The sequence below is a fragment of the Brevundimonas diminuta genome, from assembly GCF_022654015.1.
Classification (GTDB): Bacteria; Pseudomonadota; Alphaproteobacteria; order Caulobacterales; family Caulobacteraceae; genus Brevundimonas; species Brevundimonas diminuta_C.
This window is the reverse complement of record NZ_CP073063.1, coordinates 406,926-430,154: the sequence shown is the minus strand read 5'-3', so window position 1 is coordinate 430,154 and position 23,229 is coordinate 406,926. Positions and strand designations below refer to the sequence as shown.

At 67.5% G+C, this 23,229-nt stretch carries 19 protein-coding genes; 14 read left to right on the top strand and 5 right to left on the bottom strand.

Going from position 1 to position 23,229, the window contains the following annotated elements; all coding sequences use genetic code 11:
• Positions 1-35: 35 nt before the first annotated feature.
• Positions 36-1,112 carry a phosphotransferase gene (locus KAK88_RS02065; RefSeq protein ID WP_242077674.1) on the top strand — a complete coding sequence of 359 codons (1,077 nt, stop codon included), beginning with the start codon at positions 36-38 and terminating at the stop codon, positions 1,110-1,112.
• Here KAK88_RS02065 and KAK88_RS02060 read toward each other — a convergent pair.
• The 4 genes from KAK88_RS02060 to KAK88_RS02045 all read right to left on the bottom strand — a co-directional run bounded on the left by KAK88_RS02060 (position 1,109) and on the right by KAK88_RS02045 (position 7,420).
• Complete coding sequence (locus KAK88_RS02060) at positions 1,109-1,864, bottom strand: DUF1223 domain-containing protein (RefSeq protein ID WP_242077673.1); 756 nt, start codon at positions 1,862-1,864, stop codon at positions 1,109-1,111. The genes KAK88_RS02065 and KAK88_RS02060 overlap by 4 nt on opposite strands.
• A gap of 102 nt (positions 1,865-1,966) precedes the next feature.
• A complete protein-coding gene (locus tag KAK88_RS02055) occupies positions 1,967-4,186 on the bottom strand; it encodes a prolyl oligopeptidase family serine peptidase (RefSeq protein ID WP_242077672.1) in 2,220 nt (739 codons plus the stop codon).
• Positions 4,187-4,350: 164 nt separating this feature from the next.
• Positions 4,351-6,525: a prolyl oligopeptidase family serine peptidase gene (locus tag KAK88_RS02050; protein ID WP_242077671.1), complete on the bottom strand. Its 2,175-nt coding sequence runs from the start codon at positions 6,523-6,525 to the stop codon at positions 4,351-4,353.
• Between the two features lie 100 nt (positions 6,526-6,625).
• Complete coding sequence (locus KAK88_RS02045) at positions 6,626-7,420, bottom strand: potassium channel family protein (RefSeq protein ID WP_066627342.1); 795 nt, start codon at positions 7,418-7,420, stop codon at positions 6,626-6,628.
• 40 nt (positions 7,421-7,460) lie between these two features.
• On the opposite strand from KAK88_RS02045, the gene dapF reads away from it, so the two are divergent.
• The 5 genes from dapF to KAK88_RS02020 all read left to right on the top strand — a co-directional run bounded on the left by dapF (position 7,461) and on the right by KAK88_RS02020 (position 12,859).
• Positions 7,461-8,291, top strand: coding sequence for a diaminopimelate epimerase (gene dapF, locus KAK88_RS02040; protein WP_242077670.1), 831 nt, complete (start codon positions 7,461-7,463; stop codon positions 8,289-8,291).
• Between the two features lie 133 nt (positions 8,292-8,424).
• Entirely contained in the window at positions 8,425-10,755 is a 2,331-nt protein-coding gene (locus tag KAK88_RS02035) for an NADP-dependent malic enzyme (protein WP_137720507.1), read from the top strand.
• Positions 10,752-11,624 carry a 16S rRNA (cytidine(1402)-2'-O)-methyltransferase gene (gene rsmI, locus KAK88_RS02030; protein ID WP_242077669.1) on the top strand — a complete coding sequence of 291 codons (873 nt, stop codon included), beginning with the start codon at positions 10,752-10,754 and terminating at the stop codon, positions 11,622-11,624. The genes KAK88_RS02035 and rsmI overlap by 4 nt, the downstream gene beginning before the upstream one ends.
• 5 nt (positions 11,625-11,629) lie before the next feature.
• Positions 11,630-12,031, top strand: a complete 402-nt coding sequence (locus KAK88_RS02025; protein WP_431307211.1) for a YraN family protein — start codon at positions 11,630-11,632, stop codon at positions 12,029-12,031.
• 12 nt (positions 12,032-12,043) lie between these two features.
• The gene (locus tag KAK88_RS02020; RefSeq protein ID WP_242077667.1) at positions 12,044-12,859 is read left to right on the top strand and encodes a SirB1 family protein; all 816 of its coding nucleotides are present in this window, start codon (positions 12,044-12,046) and stop codon (positions 12,857-12,859) included.
• Here the strand turns inward: KAK88_RS02020 and KAK88_RS02015 are convergent.
• Entirely contained in the window at positions 12,856-14,112 is a 1,257-nt protein-coding gene (locus tag KAK88_RS02015; protein WP_242077666.1) for a UbiH/UbiF/VisC/COQ6 family ubiquinone biosynthesis hydroxylase, read from the bottom strand. The two genes, KAK88_RS02020 and KAK88_RS02015, sit on opposite strands and share 4 nt — an antisense overlap.
• 140 nt (positions 14,113-14,252) lie before the next feature.
• Here KAK88_RS02015 and KAK88_RS02010 point away from each other — a divergent pair, with 140 nt between their 5' ends.
• The 8 genes from KAK88_RS02010 (at position 14,253) to pnp (ending at position 23,197) form a co-directional block, all read left to right on the top strand.
• Entirely contained in the window at positions 14,253-16,664 is a 2,412-nt protein-coding gene (locus KAK88_RS02010; protein WP_242077665.1) for an FtsK/SpoIIIE family DNA translocase, read from the top strand.
• A gap of 187 nt (positions 16,665-16,851) precedes the next feature.
• Positions 16,852-17,535 carry a LolA family protein gene (locus KAK88_RS02005; protein WP_242077664.1) on the top strand — a complete coding sequence of 228 codons (684 nt, stop codon included), beginning with the start codon at positions 16,852-16,854 and terminating at the stop codon, positions 17,533-17,535.
• A gap of 55 nt (positions 17,536-17,590) precedes the next feature.
• A complete protein-coding gene (locus tag KAK88_RS02000; protein WP_242077663.1) occupies positions 17,591-18,142 on the top strand; it encodes a hypothetical protein in 552 nt (183 codons plus the stop codon).
• Positions 18,139-18,822: a DUF2459 domain-containing protein gene (locus KAK88_RS01995; RefSeq protein ID WP_242077662.1), complete on the top strand. Its 684-nt coding sequence runs from the start codon at positions 18,139-18,141 to the stop codon at positions 18,820-18,822. Before KAK88_RS02000 ends, KAK88_RS01995 begins: the two co-directional genes overlap by 4 nt.
• A gap of 65 nt (positions 18,823-18,887) precedes the next feature.
• Positions 18,888-19,343, top strand: a complete 456-nt coding sequence (rbfA, locus tag KAK88_RS01990) for a 30S ribosome-binding factor RbfA (protein WP_242077661.1) — start codon at positions 18,888-18,890, stop codon at positions 19,341-19,343.
• 43 nt (positions 19,344-19,386) lie between these two features.
• The gene (gene truB, locus KAK88_RS01985) at positions 19,387-20,316 is read left to right on the top strand and encodes a tRNA pseudouridine(55) synthase TruB (RefSeq protein WP_242077660.1); all 930 of its coding nucleotides are present in this window, start codon (positions 19,387-19,389) and stop codon (positions 20,314-20,316) included.
• 81 nt (positions 20,317-20,397) lie between these two features.
• On the top strand, positions 20,398-20,667 hold the full coding sequence (rpsO, locus tag KAK88_RS01980; RefSeq protein WP_017506665.1) for a 30S ribosomal protein S15: 270 nt from the start codon (positions 20,398-20,400) through the stop codon (positions 20,665-20,667).
• A 298-nt stretch (positions 20,668-20,965) separates the two neighbouring features.
• Complete coding sequence (gene pnp, locus KAK88_RS01975) at positions 20,966-23,197, top strand: polyribonucleotide nucleotidyltransferase (RefSeq protein ID WP_242077659.1); 2,232 nt, start codon at positions 20,966-20,968, stop codon at positions 23,195-23,197.
• The last annotated feature ends 32 nt before the right edge of the window (positions 23,198-23,229 follow it).

The window sequence follows — 23,229 nt, the reverse complement described above, 5'->3', positions numbered from 1 at the left end:
TCCGGACGGCTCAAGGAAACGATGAGGACCGCCGCATGACCGACGCCGCCCCGCTGGACGCCCAGAGCGCCTTTTCCGGCACGCGCGAGGTCGATCCGCGTTATCGCCTGGACGAGGCGGCGCTGGACGCCTGGATGCGCGCCCATGTCCCGGGATACGCCGGTCCTCTGACGGTGCGCCAGTTCAAGGGCGGCCAGTCGAACCCGACCTATGAACTGGTGACGCCCTCGGCCGCCTATGTGCTGCGGCGCAAGCCGCCCGGCGTGCTGCTGCCCAGCGCCCACGCCGTCGACCGCGAATTCCAGGTCATCTCGGCCCTGGCCGCGCAAGGCTTCCCCGTCGCCAAACCACACGCCCTGTGCCTGGACGAAACCGTCATCGGCTCGATCTTCTATGTGATGGACAAGATCGAGGGTCGGATCTTCTGGGACTTGAAACTGCCCGGCCTGACGCCCGTGGAGCGGCGCGCCGTCTATGAAGCCCAGACGGACACGCTGGCCCGGCTGCACGCCTTCGATCCGGCCGCCATCGGCTTGGGCGACTACGGCAAGGCCGGCAACTATTTTGCGCGTCAGGTCGGCCGCTGGACCAAACAGTATCATGCGTCGGAGACCGAGCCGGTTCCGGCGATGGATCGGCTGATCGCCTTCCTGCCCGAAAGCCTCCCGGCCGAGGGACCCAGCCGCATCGTCCACGGCGACTTTCGTCTCGACAACATGATCCTAGCGCCGGATCGAGCAGAGGTTCGCGCCGTGCTGGATTGGGAGCTATCGACCCTCGGCGATCCGATGGCGGACTTCTCCTATCTACTGATCGCCTGGGCTATTCCAGCTTCGCTGCGCAACGGCCTCGCCGGCGCCGATCTGGAGGCCTTGGGCATCCCGTCTGTCGAAGAGACCGTCGAACGCTACGCCGCCGCGACGGGAATGCGGCCCGCCAACCTCGACTGGCTCTACGCCTACAACCTGTTCCGTCTGGCGGCCATCTGCCAGGGCATCGCCGGCCGCGTCCGCGACGGCACCGCCGCCAGCGCCCACGCCAAGACCATGGCCGCCCAAGTCGGTCCCCTAAGCGACGCGGCGTGGGGCTTTGCGAAAAAGGCGGGCGCCTAGTCCCTGACGGCGGCGCCCAGGATGCGTTTGTCCGTCTTGCCTTGCACCAGCACCGCCACGGCCTCGCCAGGGCGGGCGGACGGCAGGGCGTAGAGCATAGGTCGGCCGCGCCATTCGCCAAGGCGCGTCACGCCGCGCACGACGTTCATGTGACGCACGGCCTGACCCCGGTTCTCGCCCTGACGGACCTCGATCACCTGAGGGCCGGGCGTGTAGGTCACCGCCACCACCTCGGCGCCGCCGACCGGCGCGCGGCCGGAACCGACGCCGACGCCGGCTCCGTTCTCGCGGAATTCGATCTCGGGCGGCCAGGCCTGACGCACCGCCTCCTGACCGATGGCGGTTTCAAGCTCGACGCTGCGGGCGCCCGACACCTGACGTCGGCCGTCGATCACGACCTGTGGCGTCGAGACGCCGCGCTGGCGCAGGGCGGCGCGATAGGCGCGCTGGCGCTGAACGAACTCGGGCCGGGCGAAGGTGTCGGTCCAACCCAGATAATCCCAGTAGTCGACGCCATAGGTCAGGGCGATCACGCCCGGCTGGGCCGCCGCCTTCTCCACCGCCGCATTGGCCTCGATGCAGCCGCCGCAGCCTTGGGCGGTAAACAGTTCGACGACCACCGGCGGGCCGTTGGCCGTCGCATGGCGCGGCGCAAGCGGCGGCCGCCCCGCCGCCGGCTGGGCCGCCGAGGCGACGGACATGAGGGCGCCCCCCATGATCGTGCCCGCGATGATCCAGCCCTTGGTGTTCATGCCGTCGTCTTTAACCCTCGGCCTTTCCCGTCGCGCCTCATAATCGCGTGAGCCAATCGGGGCTCAAGCAGCGCAAAGCGCGATAGACCCCAGGAACAAGCCTCAATCCATCAGCTGTTGCGACAGATAGACATAGTGGCGGGCCCAGCGACGGGCGTTGGCGACCGGGTCGGCGTCGTTGGAATGGCCGCCGGCCGTGTCCTCATAATAGAGGTGGTCATAGCCCATATCGCCCAGGCGCGCGGCGAACTTGCGCGCATGGCCGGGGTGGACCCGGTCGTCGCGCGTATTGGTTGTCAGATAGACGCGCGGATAGGGTTGGCCCGGACGGAGCTGCTGATAGGCGGAATATTTGGCGATCCATGCGGCTTCTTCCGGGATGCGCGGGTCGCCGTATTCGCCGATCCACGACGCCCCGGCCGGCAGTTCGTGATAGCGCAGCATGTCCACCAGCGGGCTCTCGATCACCGCCGCATTGAACAGTTCGGGGTGCTGGGTGATCGACACCGAGGTCAGAACCCCGCCGTTCGACCGACCATAGATGCCCAGGCGACGCGGGCTGGTGATCCCGCGCTGTTCCAGATCGCGCGCCACGGCGGCGAAGTCGTCGAACGCCTTCTGACGATCGCCGTCCAGCGCCGCCTGGTGCCAATCGGGACCGAACTCGCCGCCACCGCGGATATTGGCCTGAACGAAGACCCCGCCCCGCTCCAGCCACAGCTTGCCCATCTCGGGCTTGTAGGCCGGGTTCAGGCTGACCTGGAAACCGCCGTAGCCCAGCATGACGGTCGGGTTCGAGCCGTCCAGCTTCATGTCGCGCGGGCGGGTGACGAAATAGGGAATTTTCGTCCCGTCGGTCGAGGTCGCCTCAAACTGTTCGGTCACGTCGCGCGACGCGTCGAACTTGGCGGGCGCTGACTTCAGCGTGGTCAGGGTCGCGGCGTGCGCATCGGCCAGGCTGAGGGTCGGAGGGACGAGGAAGCCCTGGGTCGAGACGAAGACCTCGCCGCGTGATTTGGACGAGTCGCCCAGCCCGACGGCGAGGTTGTCGGGGACGGTGATGTCCTGACGGTCCCAACCACGCTCGCCGTTCGACCGGAAGACGCCGGCCCGGCCCCGCACATTGTCGGTGTAGGAAACGACGACGCGATCCGACAGAACGCGAACGTCGCCCACGGCCTGACGCGCGTTGGGTGAGAAGATGAGCGGCGCGGCGTTGCTAACGATCGTCTCGCCGTCGACCCGCGCGTGAAGTACCGCAAGCGGCATCGACAGCAGGTCGCCACCCTTGAACGCCCCTCCGCCGGGCAGACTCCAGTTCTCTTCCGGCGAGAAAATCAGGGCGTCGTTCAGGACGCCGTAGAGCGAGACGCGGGCGGGAAGCTTAAGCTGGGTCGTCTTGCCGTCGTGCGCCAACTGCCACGTCTCCGACCGGAAGGTGTCCAGCGGGCGGGTTATGATGACGGCGGTCACCTTGCCGTCCTTGTCGCGATAGACGGCCGGGCTGACGCCATAGCCGCCGTCGCCCTGGTCGCCGCGATAGACCTCGGTCGCCTGGTTCAGGGTCTGGCCACGCTTCAGCGTCTTGACGATGAAGGGATAGCCGGACTCCGTCATGGTTCCGGCGCCGAAGTCGGTGGCGACCAGAAGCGTGTCGCGGTCCAGCCATTCGATGCGGTGCTTGCCTTCGGGCAGGTTGAAACCACCATCCACGAAACGTTTGGTGGTCAGGTCGAACTCCCGCACGACCACCGCGTCCTTGCCGCCGTTGGACAGATTGATCAGGCAGCGCGTGTCGTCCGGCGCCAGGCAATCGGCGCCCTTGAACACCCAGTCCTTGCCCTCCGCCTTGGACAAGGCGTCGATGTCCAGCAGCGTCTCCCACTGCGGCGTCGCGGTCCGGTAGCTGGCCAGCGTCGTGCGGCGCCAGACGCCCTTGGGATTGGTCGCGTCCTGCCAGAAGTTGCCGATCCCGTCGCCCAGGAAGGATGGGCTGGGGATGCGGTCGGTCGCGGTCAGGATCGCCTGAGCCTCGGCGCGGAAGGTCTCGTAGCGCGGATCGCCGGTCAGGGCCGCCAAGGATTTGCGGTTCTCCTCGGCGACGAAGGCCATCGCCTCGGCCCCGTCCACCTGCTCCAGCGCCAGATGATCGTCCGCGGCCGCGACGCCCGCTGGGGTCAGATCGCGGGGGAAGTGGGGCGGCGCTTCACGCGGGATCATGACCGGAGGGTCCGAATACTCTGCATACCGCTGCGTCGGAGCATTGGCGCATGCGCCCAGCATAAGCGCCGGAATGGCGGCGGACAGGATCAGGTGACGCATGGCTTGAACTCCGCAAATCTGATCCTCCCCCGCGTCGCGGGGGAGGGGGACCGCCGTCAGGCGGTGGAGGGGGCGGAACCAGACACGGTGCGCGGGGTCGCCCCCTCCACCACTTCGTGGTCCCCCTCCCCCGTTCGTAAGCGCTCACGGGGGAGGATTGAGTTCTATTCCTGCGCCGGCGTGTCCATCAGGCGGCGCGACAGATAGGTGTATTCCAGCGCCAGACGACGCGCGGTTTCGCGCAGGTTGGCCCCGGCCGCGTGGCCGCCGTCGACGTTTTCGTAGAACAGCACCGGATAGCCCAGCTCTTCCAGACGCGCCGCCGCCTTGCGGGCATGGCCCGGATGGACGCGGTCGTCCTTGGTCGAGGTATGGATGAAGACTTCCGGATAGGGCTGGCCCGCGCGCAGGTTCTGATACGGCGAATACTGCTCGATCCAGGCGCGCTGCTCGGGGATGTCGGGGTTGCCGTATTCGCCGATCCACGAGGCGCCGGCGAGCAGCTTGTGGAAGCGCAGCATGTCGAACAGGGGCACCTGGATGACGGCGGCGTTGATCAGGTCCGGTCGCTGGGTCAGCATGGCCCCCATGAACAACCCGCCCTGCGAGCCGCCCATGATGCCCAGCTTGGGCTGGCTGGTGATGTCGCGGGCGATCAGGTCCAGGGCCACGGCCTGAAAATCCTCATGCGCGCGCTGACGGTTCTGTTGCAGGGCCGCCTCGTGCCAGCGGGGTCCGAACTCGCCGCCGCCGCGCGTATTGGCGATGACGTAGACGCCGCCCCGCTCCAGCCACAGCTTGCCGACCGTCGCCGAATAGCCGGGCAGCAGCGAGCTTTCGAACCCGCCGTAGCCGTACAGAAGCGTGGGGTTGGAGCCGTCCAGCGGCATGTCCGCCTTATGCACCACGAAATAGGGGATCATCGTCCCGTCGGCCGAACGGGCCTCGTGTTGATCGACCGTCATGCCGGCGGCGTCGAACTTGGCCGGCATGGACTTGACCTGATCGACCGCGCCGGTCGCCGCATCGGCCAGCCACAGGCTGGACGGGTTCAGATAGCCGGTGACGCTGACGAAGACCTTGTCGTCCTTCTCCGAGGCAGAGCCGACGCCGACCGAGACGTTCTGAGGCAGGTCCAGCGTCGTGTGCGCCCATTCGCCCTGGCCAGGGGTGTAGACCCGCACCGAGCCGCGCACATTGTCGTACAGGGCCACGACCAGACGGTTGCGCGTGACGTTGACGCCCTCGATAGCCTGACGCTCGGTCGGACGCAGCACCAGCTGGGCCGGGGTCGCCTGGTCGGCCAGCCAGGCCTCCAGCGGCCAGGCGATCAGGTCGCCGGTCTTGAAATCCTGACCCGACGGCGCGGTCCAGTCCTGTTTCAGCGACACCAGAAGCTGGCCCTGGACCAGGCCGGTGATGTCGGACTTGGCCGGCAGTTGAAGCTGGGTCAGGGCGCCGTCGTCGCCCAGCCGCCAGGTCTCGGACGAATAGAAGTCCACCGAACGGTTGATCAGGGTCGCCTTCACCACCCCGTCGGCGTCGCGCAGCGTATAGCCTGACACCGAGACGTCGGTCGGCTGGCCGGTGAACAGGGTCTCGGCCTGGTCCGGGGTCTGTCCGCGTTTCATCCGCTTGACGACCATCGGATAGCCCGAGTTGGTCAGGGTGCCGGGACCGAAGTCGCGCGAGATCAGCAGGGTGTCCTTGTCGATCCAGGATGCGCCGCCCTTGGATTCCGGCAGGGTGATGCCGCCGTCGACGAACTTGCGCTCGACCGTGTCGAACTCGCGCAGGGTCACCGCGTCCTTGCCGCCGTTCGACAGGCTGATCAGGCAGTAGCGTTCTTCGGGCTGAAGACAGGTCGAGCCCTTGTAGACCCAGTTCTGGCCTTCGGCCGCCGCCAGGGCGTCGATGTCGAGGATGGTCTGCCACTCGGGCGTGGCGGTGCGATAACTGTCCAGCGTGGTGCGACGCCACAGCCCGCGCACATGCTGGGCGTCCTGCCAGAAGTTGTCGATATGGCCGTCGTGGGTGAAGCCGGGCGACGGGATGCGGTCCTGGGCCTGGACGATCTCCAGCGCCTGCTGATGCAGGGTCTCGTAGCGGGGATCGCCCTGCAGGACGGAGAAGGTGCGTTCGTTGTGGGCCTTGACCCACTCCATCGCCCGCTCGCTCTCAACCTCTTCGAGCCACAGATAGGGGTCGGTCGCGTCGCTGGTCGCGAAGCCGCCAGAGGCTGGAGCGGGAGAGGAGGCGGGGGTCTGGGCCATGGATACCGAGGTCAGGCTGGTGGAGGCGAGGAGCGTCGCAAGCGCGACGGCGGAAGCACGGATCATGGACAGGTCCCCGAAAACGAAGCCGGCACCTTAACGACGCCTTCCCGTGCGGCAAGCCGTGCGACCTTACCGTTTTGTCACACCGGCGGGACGCGCCGCCTCAACCCTCGTCGGGAATGCAGAGCAGTTTGCCGCACGCCTTGCAGTGGACGGCGTCGGGGTCGTGGTTCTGCAGGCCGCAGCGGTCGCAGGGGAAATGCACCTTGTGCGGTCGGATCAGGGCCTGGGCCAGGCGCAGGAACAGGGTGATGCCCACCAGCATGACGGCGATGGACAATAACCGCCCCCACGGCCCGGGCAGGGTGACGTCGCCAAATCCGGTCGTCGTCAGAGTGGCCACCGTGAAATACAGCGCATCCACATAGCCGGCGATGCCGTCATGCCCCCTGAAGGTCGCATAGACGAAGCCGGTCGCCACGAAGACGAAGGTGATCAGATTGGCCAGGGCCCGCGCGATCCCCTCCACCCGCGTATCGTCGAACCGCGCCCCCACGGTGCGCCAGAAGAAGTCCGAGTTCAGCAGGGTCCACAGCCGCAGCATCCGCAGGAAACCGAGGTTGAACAGCCAGGCCGGAAACAGCAGGGTCGCCAGCACGAACAGGTCGACCCAGACGATCGGCCGCTTCAGCCAGTCCTTGATGTTGGCATAGGCATAGGCCCGCGCGGCCAGGTCCAGGGCCAGGATGGCGGCGATGAAATAGTCCAGCGCATAGAAGGCCCAGCCCATGTTCTTCAGGATGGGCGCCGCCAGGAAAAAGCCGATGATCGCCAGGTCGATCACGATGACGGTCAAGCGGAACTTCACCGCCGCCGGCTGACTGCCGTGATACAGGTAGCGCAGCCGGGCGCGCAGTCGCAGGCCGTTGTCCTTGGGGTCGGTTTCGGTCTGGGACACGCTGGTTTCCGCGACGCTGGGTTGGGCCTATATGGCCTGCATGACCCGTCCTTTCGTCAAGATGAACGGCGCCGGCAATGACTTCGTCGTCGTCAATGCGCTGGAACAGCCGTTCGCTCCCGGCGAGGACCAGATTCGTGCGCTGGGCGACCGCCAGACGGGCGAGGGCTTCGATCAGCTGATCGCCATCGAATCGTCGGATACGGCCGACGCCTTCATGCGGGTGTGGAACGCCGATGGATCGATGGTCGAGACCTGCGGCAACGCCCTGCGCTGCGTCGGCTGGTTGCTGATGCAGGCGAACGGATCGGACCGCGTCCTCATCGACACGGCGGGCGGGCCGACGACGGCGACCCGCGCCGGCGACCACCGTGTGACTGTGGACATGGGCAAGCCTCGCCTGGACTGGACCCAGGTGCCGCTGGCCGAAGAAATGGATACCCGCGGAATCGAGCTTCAGGTCGGGCCGATCGACGCGCCGATCCTGCATACGCCCGGCGCCGTCTCCATGGGCAATCCTCACGTGGTCTTCTTCACCGACCGCCAGGACGACGGCTTCGTCACCGGATCCGGCTCGCTGGTCGAGCATCACCCCTTGTTCCCGCAAGGGGTCAATGTCGGGTTCGCCAATGTGCTGGACCGCGATCACATCCGCCTGAGGGTCTGGGAGCGGGGGGCCGGCCTGACCAAGGCCTGCGGCACCGGCGCCTGCGCCGCCCTGGTCGCCACGGCGCGGCGGGGCCTGACCGACCGCAAGGCGACGGTCGTCGTCGATGGCGGCGAACTGGTCATCGACTGGGACGCCCAGACCGATCACGTCCTGATGACCGGGCCGGTCGAGATCGAACGGACGGGCGTGCTGTCAATCTGACGGCGTTGACGCTGACGCGCAGGTCAAGCTCGGGACCGATTGCTCAGGCTTCCTCCGCGTCAAGGGTTGGCGCGGCCCGTCCCAGCCTCTAGGACACGAACGGTTACAGCCACGCCGACGCCCTGGACGACCGATGCCCGATCAGACCGAAAAGCAAACCTTCTCCGACGACGAAGCGCTGGACTTCCACCGCATCCCGACGCCGGGCAAGATTTCCATGGCGCCGACCAAGCCGATGGCGACCCAGCGCGACCTGTCGCTGGCCTATTCCCCGGGCGTGGCCGTGCCGGTGCTGGCGATCGCCGCCGATGCTGACAAGGCCTACGACTACACCTCCAAGGGCAATCTGGTCGCCGTGATCTCGAACGGCACAGCGATCCTGGGGCTGGGCAACCTGGGTCACATGGCCTCCAAGCCGGTGATGGAGGGCAAGTCGGTCCTGTTCAAACGGTTCGCCGACGTCGACAGCTTCGACGTCGAGGTGAAGACCACGGACCCGGACGAGTTCATCACCGTCGTCAAGAACATCGGCGACACCTGGGGCGGCATCAATCTGGAGGACATCAAGTCCCCCGAATGCTTCGTCATCGAAAGCGAGCTTCAGGACCTGCTGGACATCCCCGTATTCCATGACGACCAGCACGGCACCGCCATCATCTCGACCGCCGGCCTGATCAACGCGGTCCATATCGCCGGCAAGAAGCTGGACGAGATCAAGGTCGTTCTGGCCGGCGCCGGGGCGGCGGGCCTGTCCTCCATCGCCCTGATGAAGGCCGCGGGCGTCAAGGCCGAGAACACCGTGATCTGCGACCGCGACGGCGTCGTCTACAAGGGTCGCGACCACGGCATGGACCAGTGGAAGGCCGCCCATGCGACCGACACGCCCCTGCGCACCCTGGCCGAAGCCATGGTCGGCGCCGACGTGGTGCTGGGCCTGTCCGCCAAGGGCGCGATCACCAAGGAGATGGTCGCCTCGATGGCGCCCAATCCGATTATCTTCGCCATGGCCAACCCCGACCCCGAGATCACGCCCGAGGACGTCAAGTCGGTGCGCTCGGACGCCATCATCGCCACGGGCCGCTCGGACTATGTGAACCAGGTCAACAACGTCCTGGCCTTCCCCTATCTGTTCCGAGGCGCGCTGGACGTGCGGGCGCGCCGCGTGAACCACGAGATGAAGATCGCCTGCGCCCAGGCCCTGGCCGCCCTGGCGCGCGAGGACGTGCCGGACGAGGTCGCCGCCGCCTATCGCGGACGCAAGCTGAAGTTCGGCCCGGACTACATCATCCCGACGCCCTTCGACCCGCGCCTGATCTGGTACATCCCGCCCTTCATCGCCCAGGCGGCGATGGACACCGGCGTGGCCCGTGTCCAGATCGAGGACATGGACGCCTATCGTCACGCGCTGCGTTCGCGCGTCGATCCGTCCGCCGCCCTGATGCAGAAGATCAGCTCGGCCGTGCGCGGCGGGCCGAACAAGCGCGTCGTCTTCGCCGAGGGCGAGGAGCCCGCCGTCATCCGCGCCGCCTGGGGCTTCAAACAGGCCGACCTGGGCACGCCGATCCTGGTCGGCCGCGAGGATCTGATCCGTCAGAACGCCGCCGAGGCCGGTCTGAACTTCGACGAGCTGGGCATCGAGATCACCAACGCCCGCGTCTCCGACCACAATGTCGAGGACACCGACTGGCTGTATGAAAAGCTGCAGCGCCGGGGCTATCTGCGCCGCGACGTCCAGCGGATGATCAATCAGGACCGCAACTATTTCGCCGCCACCCTGGTCGCCAAGGGCCGGGCCGACGCCATGGTCGCGGGCGTGACCCGCAACTTCAACATGGCGCTGAAGGAGGTCCAGCGCGTGCTGGACGTGGATGACACCCTGATCGGTCTGTCGATCCTGCTGGCCAAGGGTCGCACCCTGTTCGTGGCAGACACCACCATCCACGAACTGCCGAACGCCGAAGAGCTGGCCGATATCGCCATCAAGGCGGCCGATACGGTCAGGAAGCTGGGTCGCAATCCGCGCGTGGCCTTCCTGTCCTATTCCACCTTCGGCAACCCGCCCGGCGACCGCGCCGAGAAGGTGCGTGAGGCGATCCGCATTCTGGACAAGAAGGGCGTCGATTTCGAATACGAAGGCGAAATGCCGCCGGAAGTCGCGCTGGATCCCAAGGGTCACGCCGCCTACGCCTTCAACCGCCTGACCAAACCGGCCAACGTTCTGGTCATGCCTGCCATCCATTCCGCCGCCATCTCGACCAAGCTGGTTCAGGCCCTGGGCGGCGCGACCGTGATCGGCCCGTTGCTGGTCGGTCTGGAGAAGCCGGTGCAGATCGTGTCGCTGGGCGCCTCGGTCAGCGAGATCATCACCGCCGCCACCTTCGCCGCCTATGACGCCGGTCCCGCCTTCCAGGGCTCGGGCCTGACGTCGGCGCCGCGCCCCCCCGCGGCCGTGGTCGAGCGTTGAGCGAAGCCTCGCCCTTTCCCCCCGCCGCCCCGCCGCCCCGGCGGGTGGAGCCGGGCCTCTATCTGGTCGCCACCCCGATCGGGAACCTGCGCGACATGACGCTGAGGGCGCTGGACGTGCTGGCCGCCGCCGATCTGGTGCTGGCCGAGGACACCCGCGTCACCGCCAAACTGCTGAGCGCCTATGGTCTGAAGGCGAAGCTGGAACGTTGCGACGACCATGCGTCCGGTCGCGCCGCCGAACAGGCGATCGAACGGCTGCGTGAGGGGCAAGTCGTGGCCCTGGTGTCGGATGCGGGCACGCCGTTGGTCAGCGACCCCGGCTTCGTCGTCGCCCGTGCGGTCATCGCCGAGGGCCTGCCCGTCCATCCGATCCCCGGCGCCTCGAGTTTGTTGGCTGCCCTGTGCATCGCCGGACTACCGGCCGACCGGGTGCTGTTCGCCGGCTTCCTGCCGCCCAAGACGGCCGGGCGCACCGCCGCACTAGAAGGCTTGAAGAGCCAGCGCCAGACGCTGGTCTTCTTCGAAAGCGGACCGCGCCTGAAGGACAGTTTGACTGACATGGCCGCCGTGCTGGGGCCGCGCCCCGCCGCCGTGGCTCGTGAACTGACCAAGCTTTATGAAGAGTGCGTACGCGGGCCTCTCGACGCGCTGGCCGTCGATCAGCGCCTGGATGCGCCCAAGGGCGAAATCGTCGTCGTCGTCGGCCCCGGCGAAGAGGTCCAGGCGACCGAGGCCGACGCGGACGCCGCCCTGATCGACGCCCTTCAGACCCTGTCGACCGGCGACGCCGCCTCCGAGGTCGCCAAGGCCCTGGGTCTGAACCGAAAGACCCTGTATCGCCGGGCGCTGGAGCTGAAGGGCAAGTGAAACGCCTGTCGCGTCCCGCGCCAGTCGGTCGCCCCAAGGCGGCGTGGCGTCAGGCGAAGGGCGGGACGGCGTTCAAGTCCGGTCATGCCGCCGAATGGATCGCAGCCTTCTGGCTGATTCTGCGCGGCTATCGCGTGCTGGGGTTCCGTCTGAAGAGCCGGGCCGGCGAGATCGACCTGCTGGTCTGTCGCGGTCCGGTGCTAGCGGTGGTCGAGGTCAAGCGCCGCGCGACGATGGAGGCGGCCCTGCTGGCGCTGAAGCCGACCCAATACGATCGACTGGTCGCAGCGGGCGAGGCGATCCGGCGCAATCGGCCGGGTCTGCAACGTCTGGAATTGAGAATTGATATGGTGGCGCTGGCTCCCTGGCGCGTTCCACGTCATCTTCGCGGCGTCGAGAGGCGCTGACGAGGGGATCGCATGACGCGCGAGGAGGCCGAGGCCGTCCTGACCGCCGCCGGTCAGGCCGAAGACGACGCCTTCCCCTTGCTGGAGGCGGCGATCGCCTGCGCGATCCATGACCATCCGTTGCGTGATCCCGAGCCTGTTCGCGCCCTGGCCCGCAACGCCTGCGAGCGGCTGAAGGAGCGGATTGGCGGCGAAGGGCCCGACGAGGCCCTGGCCGAAACCCTGTGCGCCGACCTGCGGCTGAACGGCGACCTGATCCATTACGACCATCCCGACAACACCGACATCATCGCAGTCGCCGACCGTCGGCGCGGCCTGTCCGCCGTGCTGGCGGTCTTTTATCTGCACGCGGCGCGCGCGGCCGGCATCACGGCGGCCGGCGTCGATTTTCCCGGCCATTTCATGGTTCGCGTAGAGACGCCGGAAGGTCCCGTCGCCCTGGATCCGTTCAGCCAGGGGCGGCTGATCCTGCCCAGCGAACTGACGCGGCGCGCGCTTCGCGCCGGTCTGATGCCGCACGTCGCGGATCGGCTGGATCTTCTGATGGCGCCAGTGACGGATCGTCAGTCGCTGATCCGGCTGCAGAACGTGCTGTTCAGCCGCGCCATTCGCGGTCGGGATTATGAGGGCGCCGAGCGGTCGGCCCTGCGTCGTGCCCTGCTGGACCCCGAAGACCACCGGCCGTGGCTCGATGTCGCCTCGGCGCGCGAGAAGCAGGGGGCGCTCGCGGGCTCTCTGCACGCCCTGGCGCGCGCCCAGGGTCTGGACGGCGTCGAGGAGGCGCGGCGGTTCACGACCTTCGAGCGCGTGCGGATGCAGTTGAACTAAACGACGGCCTCGCCGCGCAGCAGGCGAGGCAAGTCGCCTGTCGCGCCGCCCGCCTCCTGCATGAAGGCGCGGCGCAGAGCGCCAATGCGGTTGACCGCGGCCATGCCCAGGTCGCGCGCCAGACGCACCGGCGCGATGTCGTTCGAGAACAGACGTACGAAGGCGTCGAAACCCGCCGCCAGGGCCGCATTGTCGAACCGGCGCCATCGCGCATAGCGCTCCAGAACGGTTTCCGACCCGATGTCCTCGCCCAGACGCGCGGCCTCGGCCAGAACCTCGGCCAGAGCCGCCGCATCCTTCAGCCCCATGTTCAGGCCCTGGCCGGCGACGGGGTGAACGCCGTGCGCCGCATCCCCGATCAGGGCGATGCGCGGGGCGATCAGTTTTTCCGCCAGGCTCAGCGACAGCGGATAGACGAAGCGCGGCCCCTCGACCGTCGCCCCATCCAAAAACTCCCCGAACCGCCGCATCAGATGGGCGTGGAAGGCGTCGTCCGAGGCGTCGCGCAACGCCTCGCCCCGTCGGGTCGTCTCGGTCCAGACCAGGCTGGCGCGCTGATCGGTGAGGGGCAGGATGGCGAAGGGGCCGCTGGGCAGGAAATATTCGTGGGCGACATTGCCGTGGTCGCGACCCAGCCGCACCGTGGCCACCACGCCGCTCTGACCATAGCCCCAGCCGACGGTCTCGATCCCTGCCGCACGACGCACCGTCGATCCCCGCCCCTCGGCGCCGACGACCAGCGGCGCGATCAGGGTCGATCCATCGGCCAGGGTCACGGTCGCCTTGCCCGCATCCGTCTCGACGCTGGCGACAGAGGCCGGCGCCCGCACCGCGATGCCCGCGCGCGTCACCGCCTCGGCCAGAGCCGCACGGATGCGACGGTTCTCGACCATGTAGCCCAGCGGCTCGCCGCCGGTGCGGCCGCCGATCTCGTCGGCGTCGAAGCGCAGGAAGGCGGGCGAGGCGGACCGGCTGGCCGCGCCCGGCCGACGCCCGTCCGTCACCAGAATATGGTCCATCCGACAGGCGTGGGGACGCAGGGTTTCGCCCAGGTCAAGCGCGTCCAGCATGCGGAACGTCGAAAAGGCGACGGCGGTCGAACGCCCGTCGAAGGTCGGCGCCAGCTGGGCGCTGAACGGCTGCGGATCGATCATCACGACCTTCAACCCGCCTTGCGCCGCCGCGAGGGCGAAGGCCGCGCCGGTCAGCCCCGCGCCGGCGATGACGATGTCGTAGCGTTCGGTGTCAGCCATGGAAGGCTTGTCGCGCCGTCGCGGCCAAAGGTCCAGAGGACGGTTTGTCCATCGCCAAGGCCAAGCTGGTAAACAGCCCCTTAACCCTGTGAGTGCGACAAAGGCGGTTGAACGTCAGCCGCCGGAAGGTTCGACCCTTCATGTCCACCGCCCTCGTCATCGGCCGTCAGGCCTGGATCAGCGCCCGCATCCTGTGGGACGCGCCCTTCGTGGTGCGGTTCAGGGGGGTGCTTCAGGCTCTTCTGGCGACCCTGCTGCTGGTCGCCCTGATGTCGTGGAATCCGGCAGACGCCAGTATGAATGCGGCCTCCAGCCTGCCGACGACCAACTGGCTGGGGTCCAACGGCGCCCTGTTCGCCGACCTGTTCATGCAGTCGCTGGGTCTCGCGGCCTGGCCCGCCGCCCTGCTGCTGGTCGCCTTCGGCCTGGCGCGCGCGGTCGGCGATGCGATCCAGCAAAGGCTCAAGCCCACGCCGTTGAAAGCCTTGGCCGCGACCGGCGGGGTGTTGCTGCTGTCCAGCGCGCTCGCCGCCCTGGCCGCGCCCGCCGCCTGGCCTCTGGCGGCGGGTCTGGGCGGTCTGTGGGGCGATGCGGTGACAGGCCTGGCGGCGCGCGGTCTCGGCGCACTGCATATCCCCGGCGGCCGCATCATTGCGGGCCTCGTGTTCCTGATCGCCGGGCTGTGGCTGGTCGGCTTCGCCATCGGCCTGCGCGCCATGGATTTCCTGGACGCCCTGCACTGGAGCAAGTCGTTGCGCGCACCCGCGTCGCCTCAGCCGAAGCCCCAGGCCGCCCGCCAAAAGGCGCCCGCCAAGGCCCGAGCGCCCCGCGCCGCCCCACCGGAAGAGACGCCGCCGGCCCCGACCTATGCCGAAGAGCCGCCTCAGACCGCCTATGACGACCTGCCGCCTTGGGAGGACGACGCCGTCCAGCCCGCGCCCCGCCCCTCGGCCGCACGCTCGGTCGAGCCGCGCGTCGCCGCGGTCAAGGCGCCCAAGGCCCGCAAGGACGACGTGGACCAGCAGGCCTTCGACTTCACTCGGCCCGAGGGTGATTTCGACCTGCCGCCGCTGGGCATATTGAGCAAACCCGGTCAGCGCACCGCCTCGGTCGACGAGGAGTCTCTGAAGCAGAACGCCAAGATGCTGGAAGGCGTGCTGCAGGAGTTCGGCGTGCGCGGCATGATCGACCAGATTCGACCCGGCCCTGTCGTGACGCTCTATGAACTGGTGCCCGCGCCGGGCGTGAAGCACGGCCGCGTGGTCGCTCTGGCCGACGATATCGCCCGGTCGATGTCCGCCCGCGCCTGTCGGATTTCCGTGGTCCAAGGCCGCAACGCCATCGGCATCGAACTGCCGAACGCCAAGCGCGAGACCGTCTATCTGCGCGACCTTCTGGCCAGCGCCGAATACGACAAGAAGGGCCATCTGCTGCCCCTGGCCCTGGGCGAGACCATCGGCGGCGAACCCTATGTCGCCGACCTGGCGCGGATGCCGCACCTGCTGATCGCGGGCACCACCGGCTCGGGCAAGTCGGTCGGGGTCAACGCCATGATCCTGTCGATCCTGTATCGCCACAGCCCGGCCGAATGCCGCTTCATCATGATCGACCCCAAGATGCTGGAGCTGTCGGTCTATGACGGCATCCCGCACCTGCTGGCGCCGGTCGTGACCGATCCGAAGAAGGCCGTCGTCGCCCTGAAATGGACGGTGCGCGAGATGGAGGATCGCTATCGCCGCATGTCCAAACTGGGGGTGCGCAACATCGCCAGCTACAACGAACGCGCCCGCGAGGCCCAGGCCAAGGGCGAGCATTTCGAACGCACGGTCCAGACCGGCTTCGACGACCAGGGCCGCCCGGTCTACGAATCCGAGAAGATCCGGCCCGAGCCCTTGCCCTTCCTGGTCGTGGTCATGGACGAAATGGCCGATCTGATGCTGGTCGCCGGCAAGGACGTCGAGGGCGCGGTTCAGCGTCTGGCTCAGATGGCCCGCGCCGCCGGCATCCACCTCATCATGGCGACCCAGCGCCCGTCGGTCGACGTCATCACCGGCACCATCAAGGCCAACTTCCCGACCCGCATCTCCTTCCAGGTCACGTCCAAGATCGACAGCCGCACCATCCTGGGCGAACAGGGCGGCGAGCAGCTGCTGGGCCAGGGCGACATGCTCTACATGGCCGGCGGCGGGCGCATCACCCGTCTGCACGGCCCGTTCGTCGACGACAAGGAAGTCGAGGACGTCTGCAAACACCTGAAGGCGCAGGCCGAGCCCGACTATCTGGATCTGATCACCGACGAGCCGGACGGCGACGGAGACAACGGTTTCGACGAAGGCGGCGGCGGAGGCTCCGGCGACGACCTGTACGACCGCGCGGTCGCCGTGGTCACCCGCGACCGCAAGGCCTCGACCAGCTACGTTCAGCGTCGGCTCCAGATCGGCTACAACCGCGCCGCCTCCCTGATCGAGCGGATGGAGCAGGAAGGCGTGGTCAGCCCCGCCAACCACGCCGGCAAGCGCGATGTCCTGGCCGGCCCGCCGCCGATGGTGTGACGGAAATCGAGGAACGGCTGCGGCTCGGAGCCGTTGTCTGACCCGCTATCGCGTCCAAGCTTCAGCATTTCGATGAACAGGGCTTCATCGCAGCGCCGGAATATGGTCAGGCTCGCGTCATTCCGACGCCAAGCCGACCGGGCAAGACGGCAGGATCGACAACCATCCCGAACGGGAGACGAACTTCATGACCTCGCGCGCCAAGACCGTGGCTATGGCCACCCCCGACCTGCACCGCCGCAGCTTGCTGCTGGGCGCCGGCCTGACGACCGGCCTGATCGCGCTGGGCGCCTTCGACGCCGCCCACGCCCAGGCCAACCTGTCGGCCGAGGATCGCGCCGTGGTGCAACAGGCGCAGGGCTATCTTCAGGCCCTGACCTCGGCGCAAGGGACCTTCACCGAAACGGGCCCGAACGGCCAGACGCGCCAGGGCCGCTTCTATTTGCAGCGTCCCGGCAAGATGCGCTTCGAATACACCAACCCGGCCGGTCTGCTGGTGGTGTCGGACGGCTATAACGTCAAACGCTACGACCCGCGTCTGAACAGCTTCCAGCAGGTGCCGCTGGGTCGCACCCCGCTGTCGACCTTCCTGGCGCGCAATGTGCGACTGGACCAGGGCGTGCGCATCGAGCGCGTGACCCGGATGGCCTCGGGCGCCTTCGCCATCACGGCGCGGGATTCCAACCGCCCTAACGACGGTCAGGTCGTGCTGGCCTTCGCCGGCAATCCGATGCGTTTGCAAGAGTGGACCATCACCGATCCGCAAGGCGCCCGCACACGGACCCAGCTGACCTCGCTGCAACCCGCGTCCGGCCTGTCGGCGCGCCTGTTCCAGCTCAGCGATCCGACCCGTCGTCCCGGCCGCAACTAGGGGCTTTCGGGGGCGGGTGACCATTCCTCAACCCCTGTTCCCCTAGGTTGGCCGCATGAGCGCGACCGCCCCGCCATCTGGCGCCCCATCGCTGAAATGGATCGCGGCGGTCGGCGCGGGCGCCTTTGCTCTGTTCATGCTGGGCGCCCTGGTGGTCGAACCGGCCCTGAACCGCCTGATCGCTCCGACCGACCTCTCCACCAGATCTCGCGCGTCCGGACAGGTCGAGGTCGGGGAGGTCGTGCTTTCCGGGCGCTACGGCGCGACGAATTCCGACATGGCGCTCGACGTTGACGGCGGCGCGCTGAGCACGACCAAGGGGGGCCGCCTGACCTCGGCGCCGCATCGGCTGGTTCAGGCGGATCAGCCGGCCAGCGTCTCCAAAAGTTTCACCGAGGCCATGGCCGTGCCGCCGATGGTCCAGATCGAGGTGCGGCGCGTGACGTCTGACGAAGACACGCGGCTGTGCGCCGCTCATCCCGTCGGATGGCTGGCCTTGGCCGTGCGGCGCGACGGCTTTGTCCTGATGCCGGTGCGACAGGGACCGCCGCCGGGCGCCATGTTGGCCGACGACCGCCTGTGCGCCGTCCTGGACCTCAGCCGATGATGCGAGCTCTGGTGCTGGCGACGCTGGTCGGACTGGTCGCCGCGCTTATGACCTGGACCCGGCCGGGCGCGGAGGATCGTGAAGCGACGGATACTGTCGCCATCCTTGTGCTCGACAACGGCTTTCACACCGATATCGCCGTCCCGCGCGCCGCGCTTGAACGCCGCGGCGGTCCTCTGGCGCTTGCAGTCCAATCCTTGGCGCCCGGCGACTGGATCCTTATCGGCTGGGGCGATGCGAAATTCTACGTCGATCAGCGGCCGATTTCGGATCGCTTGCCCGACGGGGCGCGCGCCTTCCTGCATCCCGGCAATCGATCGGTGCTGATGCTGGCCCCTCGACGCGAGGATCCGCGCCTGGCCTATGGCGAAGACAGCGCCGCCCTGAGCCTGAGCCGCGCCCAGTTCGAGCGTCTGGCCGCGCGGGTCGAGGCCTCGCTTGATCTGTCGAACGGCCGGCCGCGCATCGCAGCCCTGCGGCTCGGCGACGACGCGCGCTTCTTCGCCAGTCGCGAGACCTTCTCCATCCTGCATCTGTGCAATCACTGGACTGCCGGCGTGCTGAACGCCGGCGGCGTGGCGATCCGTCCGGTTCCGGCGATCACCTCGGGTGAGGTGATGCGCTCGGTTCGGGCAGCCGAACGGGCGCGAAAACTGGACAGACCCCCGCTGCGGGACTAGACCGCCCGACTTTCGCCTATCCGGCCGGGTCCGATCCCCAGCGGGCGAACAATAAGGAGAGGCCGATGGCCCACAAGCAACACACCCGCAACGCCTCCGGTCCTGCTGGACCCAGCCAGCGCCAGTTGCGCGCCGGCGAGCTGATCCGTCACGCCCTGGTCGACATTCTGCGCGAAGAGGATATCCACGACCCGGCCCTGGTCGGCGTTTCCGTCACCGTGACCGAGGTGCGCCTGTCGCCCGACCTGAAGCACGCCACCTGTTTCGTCGAGCCGCTGGGCGCCGGGGTCGAGACCGCGCCCACGGCCGGCCACGAGAGCGAGATCATCAAGGCGCTGAACGTCCACGCCAAATTCCTGCGCGGCCAGCTGGGTCGCCGGCTGGACATGAAGTTCACGCCCGACCTGCGTTTCCGCCACGACGAAAGCTTCGACGCCGCGACCCATATGGACCGCCTGTTCGACGATCCCCGCGTCCGCGCCGACCTGGAACGCCGCGACGAAGACGAGGGCGATCAATGATCCTCGGGCCTCAAGCAGCGCGAAGCGCGGTAGGCCCAGCGTAATGGCCCGCAAGAAGAAGGGCGACATCGTCGACGGCTGGGTCTGCCTGGACAAGCCGTTCGAGATGGGATCGACCGAGGCCGTCAGCCGCATCCGTCGCCTGTTCAACGCCCAGAAGGCCGGTCACGCCGGGACGCTGGACCCGCTGGCCAGCGGCATCCTGCCCATCGCCCTGGGCGAGGCGACCAAGACCGTGCCGATGATGATGGAGGCGCAGAAGGTCTATCGTTTCACCATCAACTGGGGCGTCTCGACCGACAGCGTGGACCGCGAGGGCGAAATCATCGGCCGCTCCGACGTGCGCCCCACGGTCGATCAGGTGAAGGCCGCCTTGCCGGCCTTCGTCGGCGAGATCGACCAGACGCCGCCGCGCTTTTCCGCGATCAAGGTGGACGGCGCCCGCGCCTACGACCTGGCCCGCGACGGGGTGGCGTTCGAGCTTCAGGCCCGCCGTGTGGTCATCCATTCGGCCGAGGTGACGGCCGCGCCCGACGCCGACCACGTCGAACTGACCATCCATACCGGCAAGGGCGTCTATGTCCGCTCGTTGGCCCGTGATCTGGCCGCAGCCCTCGGCGCCGAGGGTCATGTCAGCGCCTTGCGACGCGAGCGCGTCGGCCCGTTCAGCACGCAAAACGCCGTCACTCTGGATTCTCTGGAGGAAATGGTGCATAGGGGCGCCGCCTCGGAAGGCTTGCTTGCCGTCGCGACCGCTCTGGACGACATCCCGGAACTGGCCGTGACGGAACAGGACGCCTTCTCGCTTCGGCAGGGACGCCCGATCGTTCTGCTCCCCCGTCAGGTGGAAACCCTCAAAGACCGTCTTGCCGGCGGTTCGCGCACGGTTTCAGCCTTTCAGGGCCAGACCCTCGTGGCGCTGTGTCAGTTGCGGGCCGGCCGGCTAGAACCCGACCGCGTTTTCAACCTCTAGGTCCACGCCATTCGGCAAGGGCCGAGACCCCACGGCCTCAAGCAGCGCGAAAGCGCGATAGGCCAAGAAAGGACTCTTTCGATGTCGGTTACTGCTGAACGCAAGCACGAAATCATCGCCGATAACGCCCGCTCCGCCGGCGACACCGGCTCGGCCGAGGTTCAGGTCGCGATCCTGTCGGAACGCATCGCCAACCTCACCGAACACTTCAAGACCCACAAGAAGGACAACCACTCGCGTCGTGGCCTTCTGAAGATGGTGTCGCAACGTCGCCGCCTGCTCGACCACCTGAACAAGGTCGACGCCGGCCGCTACCAAGCGCTCATCTCCAAACTGGGCCTGCGCCGCTAAGGCGTCGGATCAGTGTAGAATACGCTTTCGAGGCGCGGACGGTCACGTCCGCGCCTCGTTGTGCAACTAAGCGCTTCCAGGCCCAGTGGCTGCCGGTTGGCCGCCGTGGAAGCGCGACTGCAAAGATACGACCTGTGCGCCGCAGGACTTACCGGCGCAGCTGCGAGGGCCATGACGGTCCTCTCCCGGTCGTCGCGATGGCGCGGCGGCCTCTGGATCGAAGGACTGAACGCCGACGCATCCGCCCCATGATGGGACCCCGCACGGAATACGCCGTCCGGGATACGAAAGACGAAATATGTTCGACATCAAACGCAAGACGATCGACTGGGCCGGACGCCCGCTGACCCTGGAGACGGGCCGCATCGCCCGCCAGGCCGACGGCGCCGTGCTGGCGACCTACGGCGAGACCGTGGTTCTGGCCACCGTCGTCTATGGCCGCGCGCCCAAGCCGGGCCTGGATTTCTTCCCCCTGACCGTCAACTACCAGGAAAAGACCTTCGCCGCCGGCAAGATCCCGGGCGGTTACTTCAAGCGTGAAGGCCGTCCGTCGGAGAAGGAAACGCTGGTTTCCCGCCTGATCGACCGTCCGATCCGCCCGCTGTTCGTCAAGGGCTTCAAGAACGAGACCCAAGTCGTCGTGACCGTGCTGCAGCACGACATGGAAAACGACCCCGACGTTCTGGGCATGGTCGCCGCCTCGGCCGCCCTGACCATTTCGGGCGTGCCCTTCATGGGCCCCATCGGCGCCGCGCGCGTCGGCCTGATCGACGGCGAGCTGGTGCTGAACCCGGCCATCGACCTGATCCCGTCCTCGGACCTCGACCTGGTGGTCGCCGGCACGCAAGACGCCCTGATGATGGTCGAATCCGAAGCCAAGGAGCTGTCGGAAGAGAAGATGCTCGAGGCCCTGATGTTCGCGCATGCGGGCATGCAGCCGGTGATCGACGCCATCATCGAACTGGCTGAACACGCCGCCAAGGAGCCCTTCGACTTCCAGGCCGAAGATCACTCCGACGTCGTCGCCTCGATCAAGTCGCTGGTCGGCGAAGACATCAAGAGCGCCTACACCCACGCCGGCAAATACGAGCGCCGTTCGGGCGTCGACGCGGCCAAGAAGGCCGCCGCCGCCAAGCTGGTGAAGACCGACGAGAACCCCGACGGCGTCGACGGTTCCAAGTTCTCGGCCGCCTTCAAGGAGTGCGAAGCCGAAGTCCTGCGTCGCGACATCATCGAGAACGCGCACCGCGTCGACGGCCGCGCCCTCGACAAGGTCCGCGCCATCGTGTCGGAAGTCGGCGTCCTGCCGCGCACCCACGGTTCGGCCTTGTTCACGCGTGGGGAAACCCAGGCCCTGGTCGTCGCCACCCTCGGCACCGGCGAGGACGAGCAGTACATCGACAGCCTGCAGGGCACCTACAAAGAGAACTTCCTGCTGCACTACAACTTCCCCCCCTATTCGGTGGGTGAAGCGGGCCGGATGGGTTCGCCCGGCCGTCGCGAAATCGGTCACGGCAAGCTGGCTTGGCGCGCGATCCGTCCGATGCTGCCGACCAAGGAAGACTTCCCCTACACCATCCGTCTGGTGTCCGAGATCACCGAGTCGAACGGCTCGTCCTCGATGGCCACGGTCTGCGGTTCGTCGCTGGCCCTGATGGACGCCGGCGTGCCGCTGGTCCGTCCGGTCTCGGGCATCGCCATGGGCCTGATCCTGGAGCCGTCGGGCGAGTTCGCCATCCTGTCGGACATCCTGGGTGACGAAGATCACCTGGGCGACATGGACTTCAAGGTCGCCGGCACGTCGGAAGGCATCACCAGCCTTCAGATGGACATCAAGGTCGCCGGCATCACCAAGGAGATCATGCAGCAGGCCCTGACGCAGGCTTCGGCCGGTCGCCTGCACATCCTGGACGAGATGTCCAAGGCTATGGATGCGCCGCGCGCCGAACTGGGCGAACACGCGCCCAAGATCGAAACGGTCAAGATCCCCGTCGACAAGATCCGTGAAGTCATCGGTTCGGGCGGCAAGGTCATCCGCGAGATCGTCGAGAAGACCGGCGCCAAGATCGACATCGGCGACGACGGCACCATCAAGGTCGCCGCCAACGACCAAGATAAGATCGACGCCGCCAAGGCCTGGATCCAGTCCATCGCCTCGGAACCGGAAGTCGGAACCATCTACTCCGGCAAGGTCGTGAAGGTCGTGGACTTCGGCGCCTTCGTGAACTTCTTCGGCGCCAAGGACGGCCTGGTCCACGTGTCCCAGATCGCTCTGGAACGCGTCGCCAACCCGGCCGACGTCCTGTCGGAAGGCCAGGAGGTCAAGGTCAAGTTCCTGGGCTTCGACGATCGCGGCAAGACCAAGCTGTCGATGAAGGTCGTCGATCAGGAAACCGGCGAAGATCTGACGGACAAGATCAACGCCGAGCGCGCCGAGCGCGGCGAGGCCCCGCTGTCGGAAGACACCGGCGGTCGTCCCAAGCGCGACGGTGATCGCGGCGGCGATCGCGGACGTCGTCGTCGCGACTAGCGACCTCGCATCCAAGACTGATGAGGCCCGGC

Excerpts from the sequence above, each read along its gene's own strand:
- pnp (WP_242077659.1), top strand. The coding sequence starts at position 20,966 with ATGTTCGACATCAAACGCAAGACGATCGACTGGGCCGGACGCCCGCTG.
- truB (WP_242077660.1), top strand. The coding sequence starts at position 19,387 with ATGGCCCGCAAGAAGAAGGGCGACATCGTCGACGGCTGGGTCTGCCTG.
- KAK88_RS02015 (WP_242077666.1), bottom strand. The coding sequence starts at position 14,112 with ATGGCTGACACCGAACGCTACGACATCGTCATCGCCGGCGCGGGGCTG.
- KAK88_RS02005 (WP_242077664.1), top strand. The coding sequence starts at position 16,852 with ATGACCTCGCGCGCCAAGACCGTGGCTATGGCCACCCCCGACCTGCAC.
- KAK88_RS02020 (WP_242077667.1), top strand. The coding sequence starts at position 12,044 with ATGACGCGCGAGGAGGCCGAGGCCGTCCTGACCGCCGCCGGTCAGGCC.
- KAK88_RS01995 (WP_242077662.1), top strand. The coding sequence starts at position 18,139 with ATGATGCGAGCTCTGGTGCTGGCGACGCTGGTCGGACTGGTCGCCGCG.
- KAK88_RS02060 (WP_242077673.1), bottom strand. The coding sequence starts at position 1,864 with ATGAACACCAAGGGCTGGATCATCGCGGGCACGATCATGGGGGGCGCC.
- KAK88_RS02010 (WP_242077665.1), top strand. The coding sequence starts at position 14,253 with ATGTCCACCGCCCTCGTCATCGGCCGTCAGGCCTGGATCAGCGCCCGC.
- dapF (WP_242077670.1), top strand. The coding sequence starts at position 7,461 with ATGACCCGTCCTTTCGTCAAGATGAACGGCGCCGGCAATGACTTCGTC.
- KAK88_RS02000 (WP_242077663.1), top strand. The coding sequence starts at position 17,591 with ATGAGCGCGACCGCCCCGCCATCTGGCGCCCCATCGCTGAAATGGATC.
- KAK88_RS02050 (WP_242077671.1), bottom strand. The coding sequence starts at position 6,525 with ATGATCCGTGCTTCCGCCGTCGCGCTTGCGACGCTCCTCGCCTCCACC.
- rpsO (WP_017506665.1), top strand. The coding sequence starts at position 20,398 with ATGTCGGTTACTGCTGAACGCAAGCACGAAATCATCGCCGATAACGCC.
- KAK88_RS02035 (WP_137720507.1), top strand. The coding sequence starts at position 8,425 with ATGCCCGATCAGACCGAAAAGCAAACCTTCTCCGACGACGAAGCGCTG.
- KAK88_RS02055 (WP_242077672.1), bottom strand. The coding sequence starts at position 4,186 with ATGCGTCACCTGATCCTGTCCGCCGCCATTCCGGCGCTTATGCTGGGC.
- KAK88_RS02065 (WP_242077674.1), top strand. The coding sequence starts at position 36 with ATGACCGACGCCGCCCCGCTGGACGCCCAGAGCGCCTTTTCCGGCACG.
- rbfA (WP_242077661.1), top strand. The coding sequence starts at position 18,888 with ATGGCCCACAAGCAACACACCCGCAACGCCTCCGGTCCTGCTGGACCC.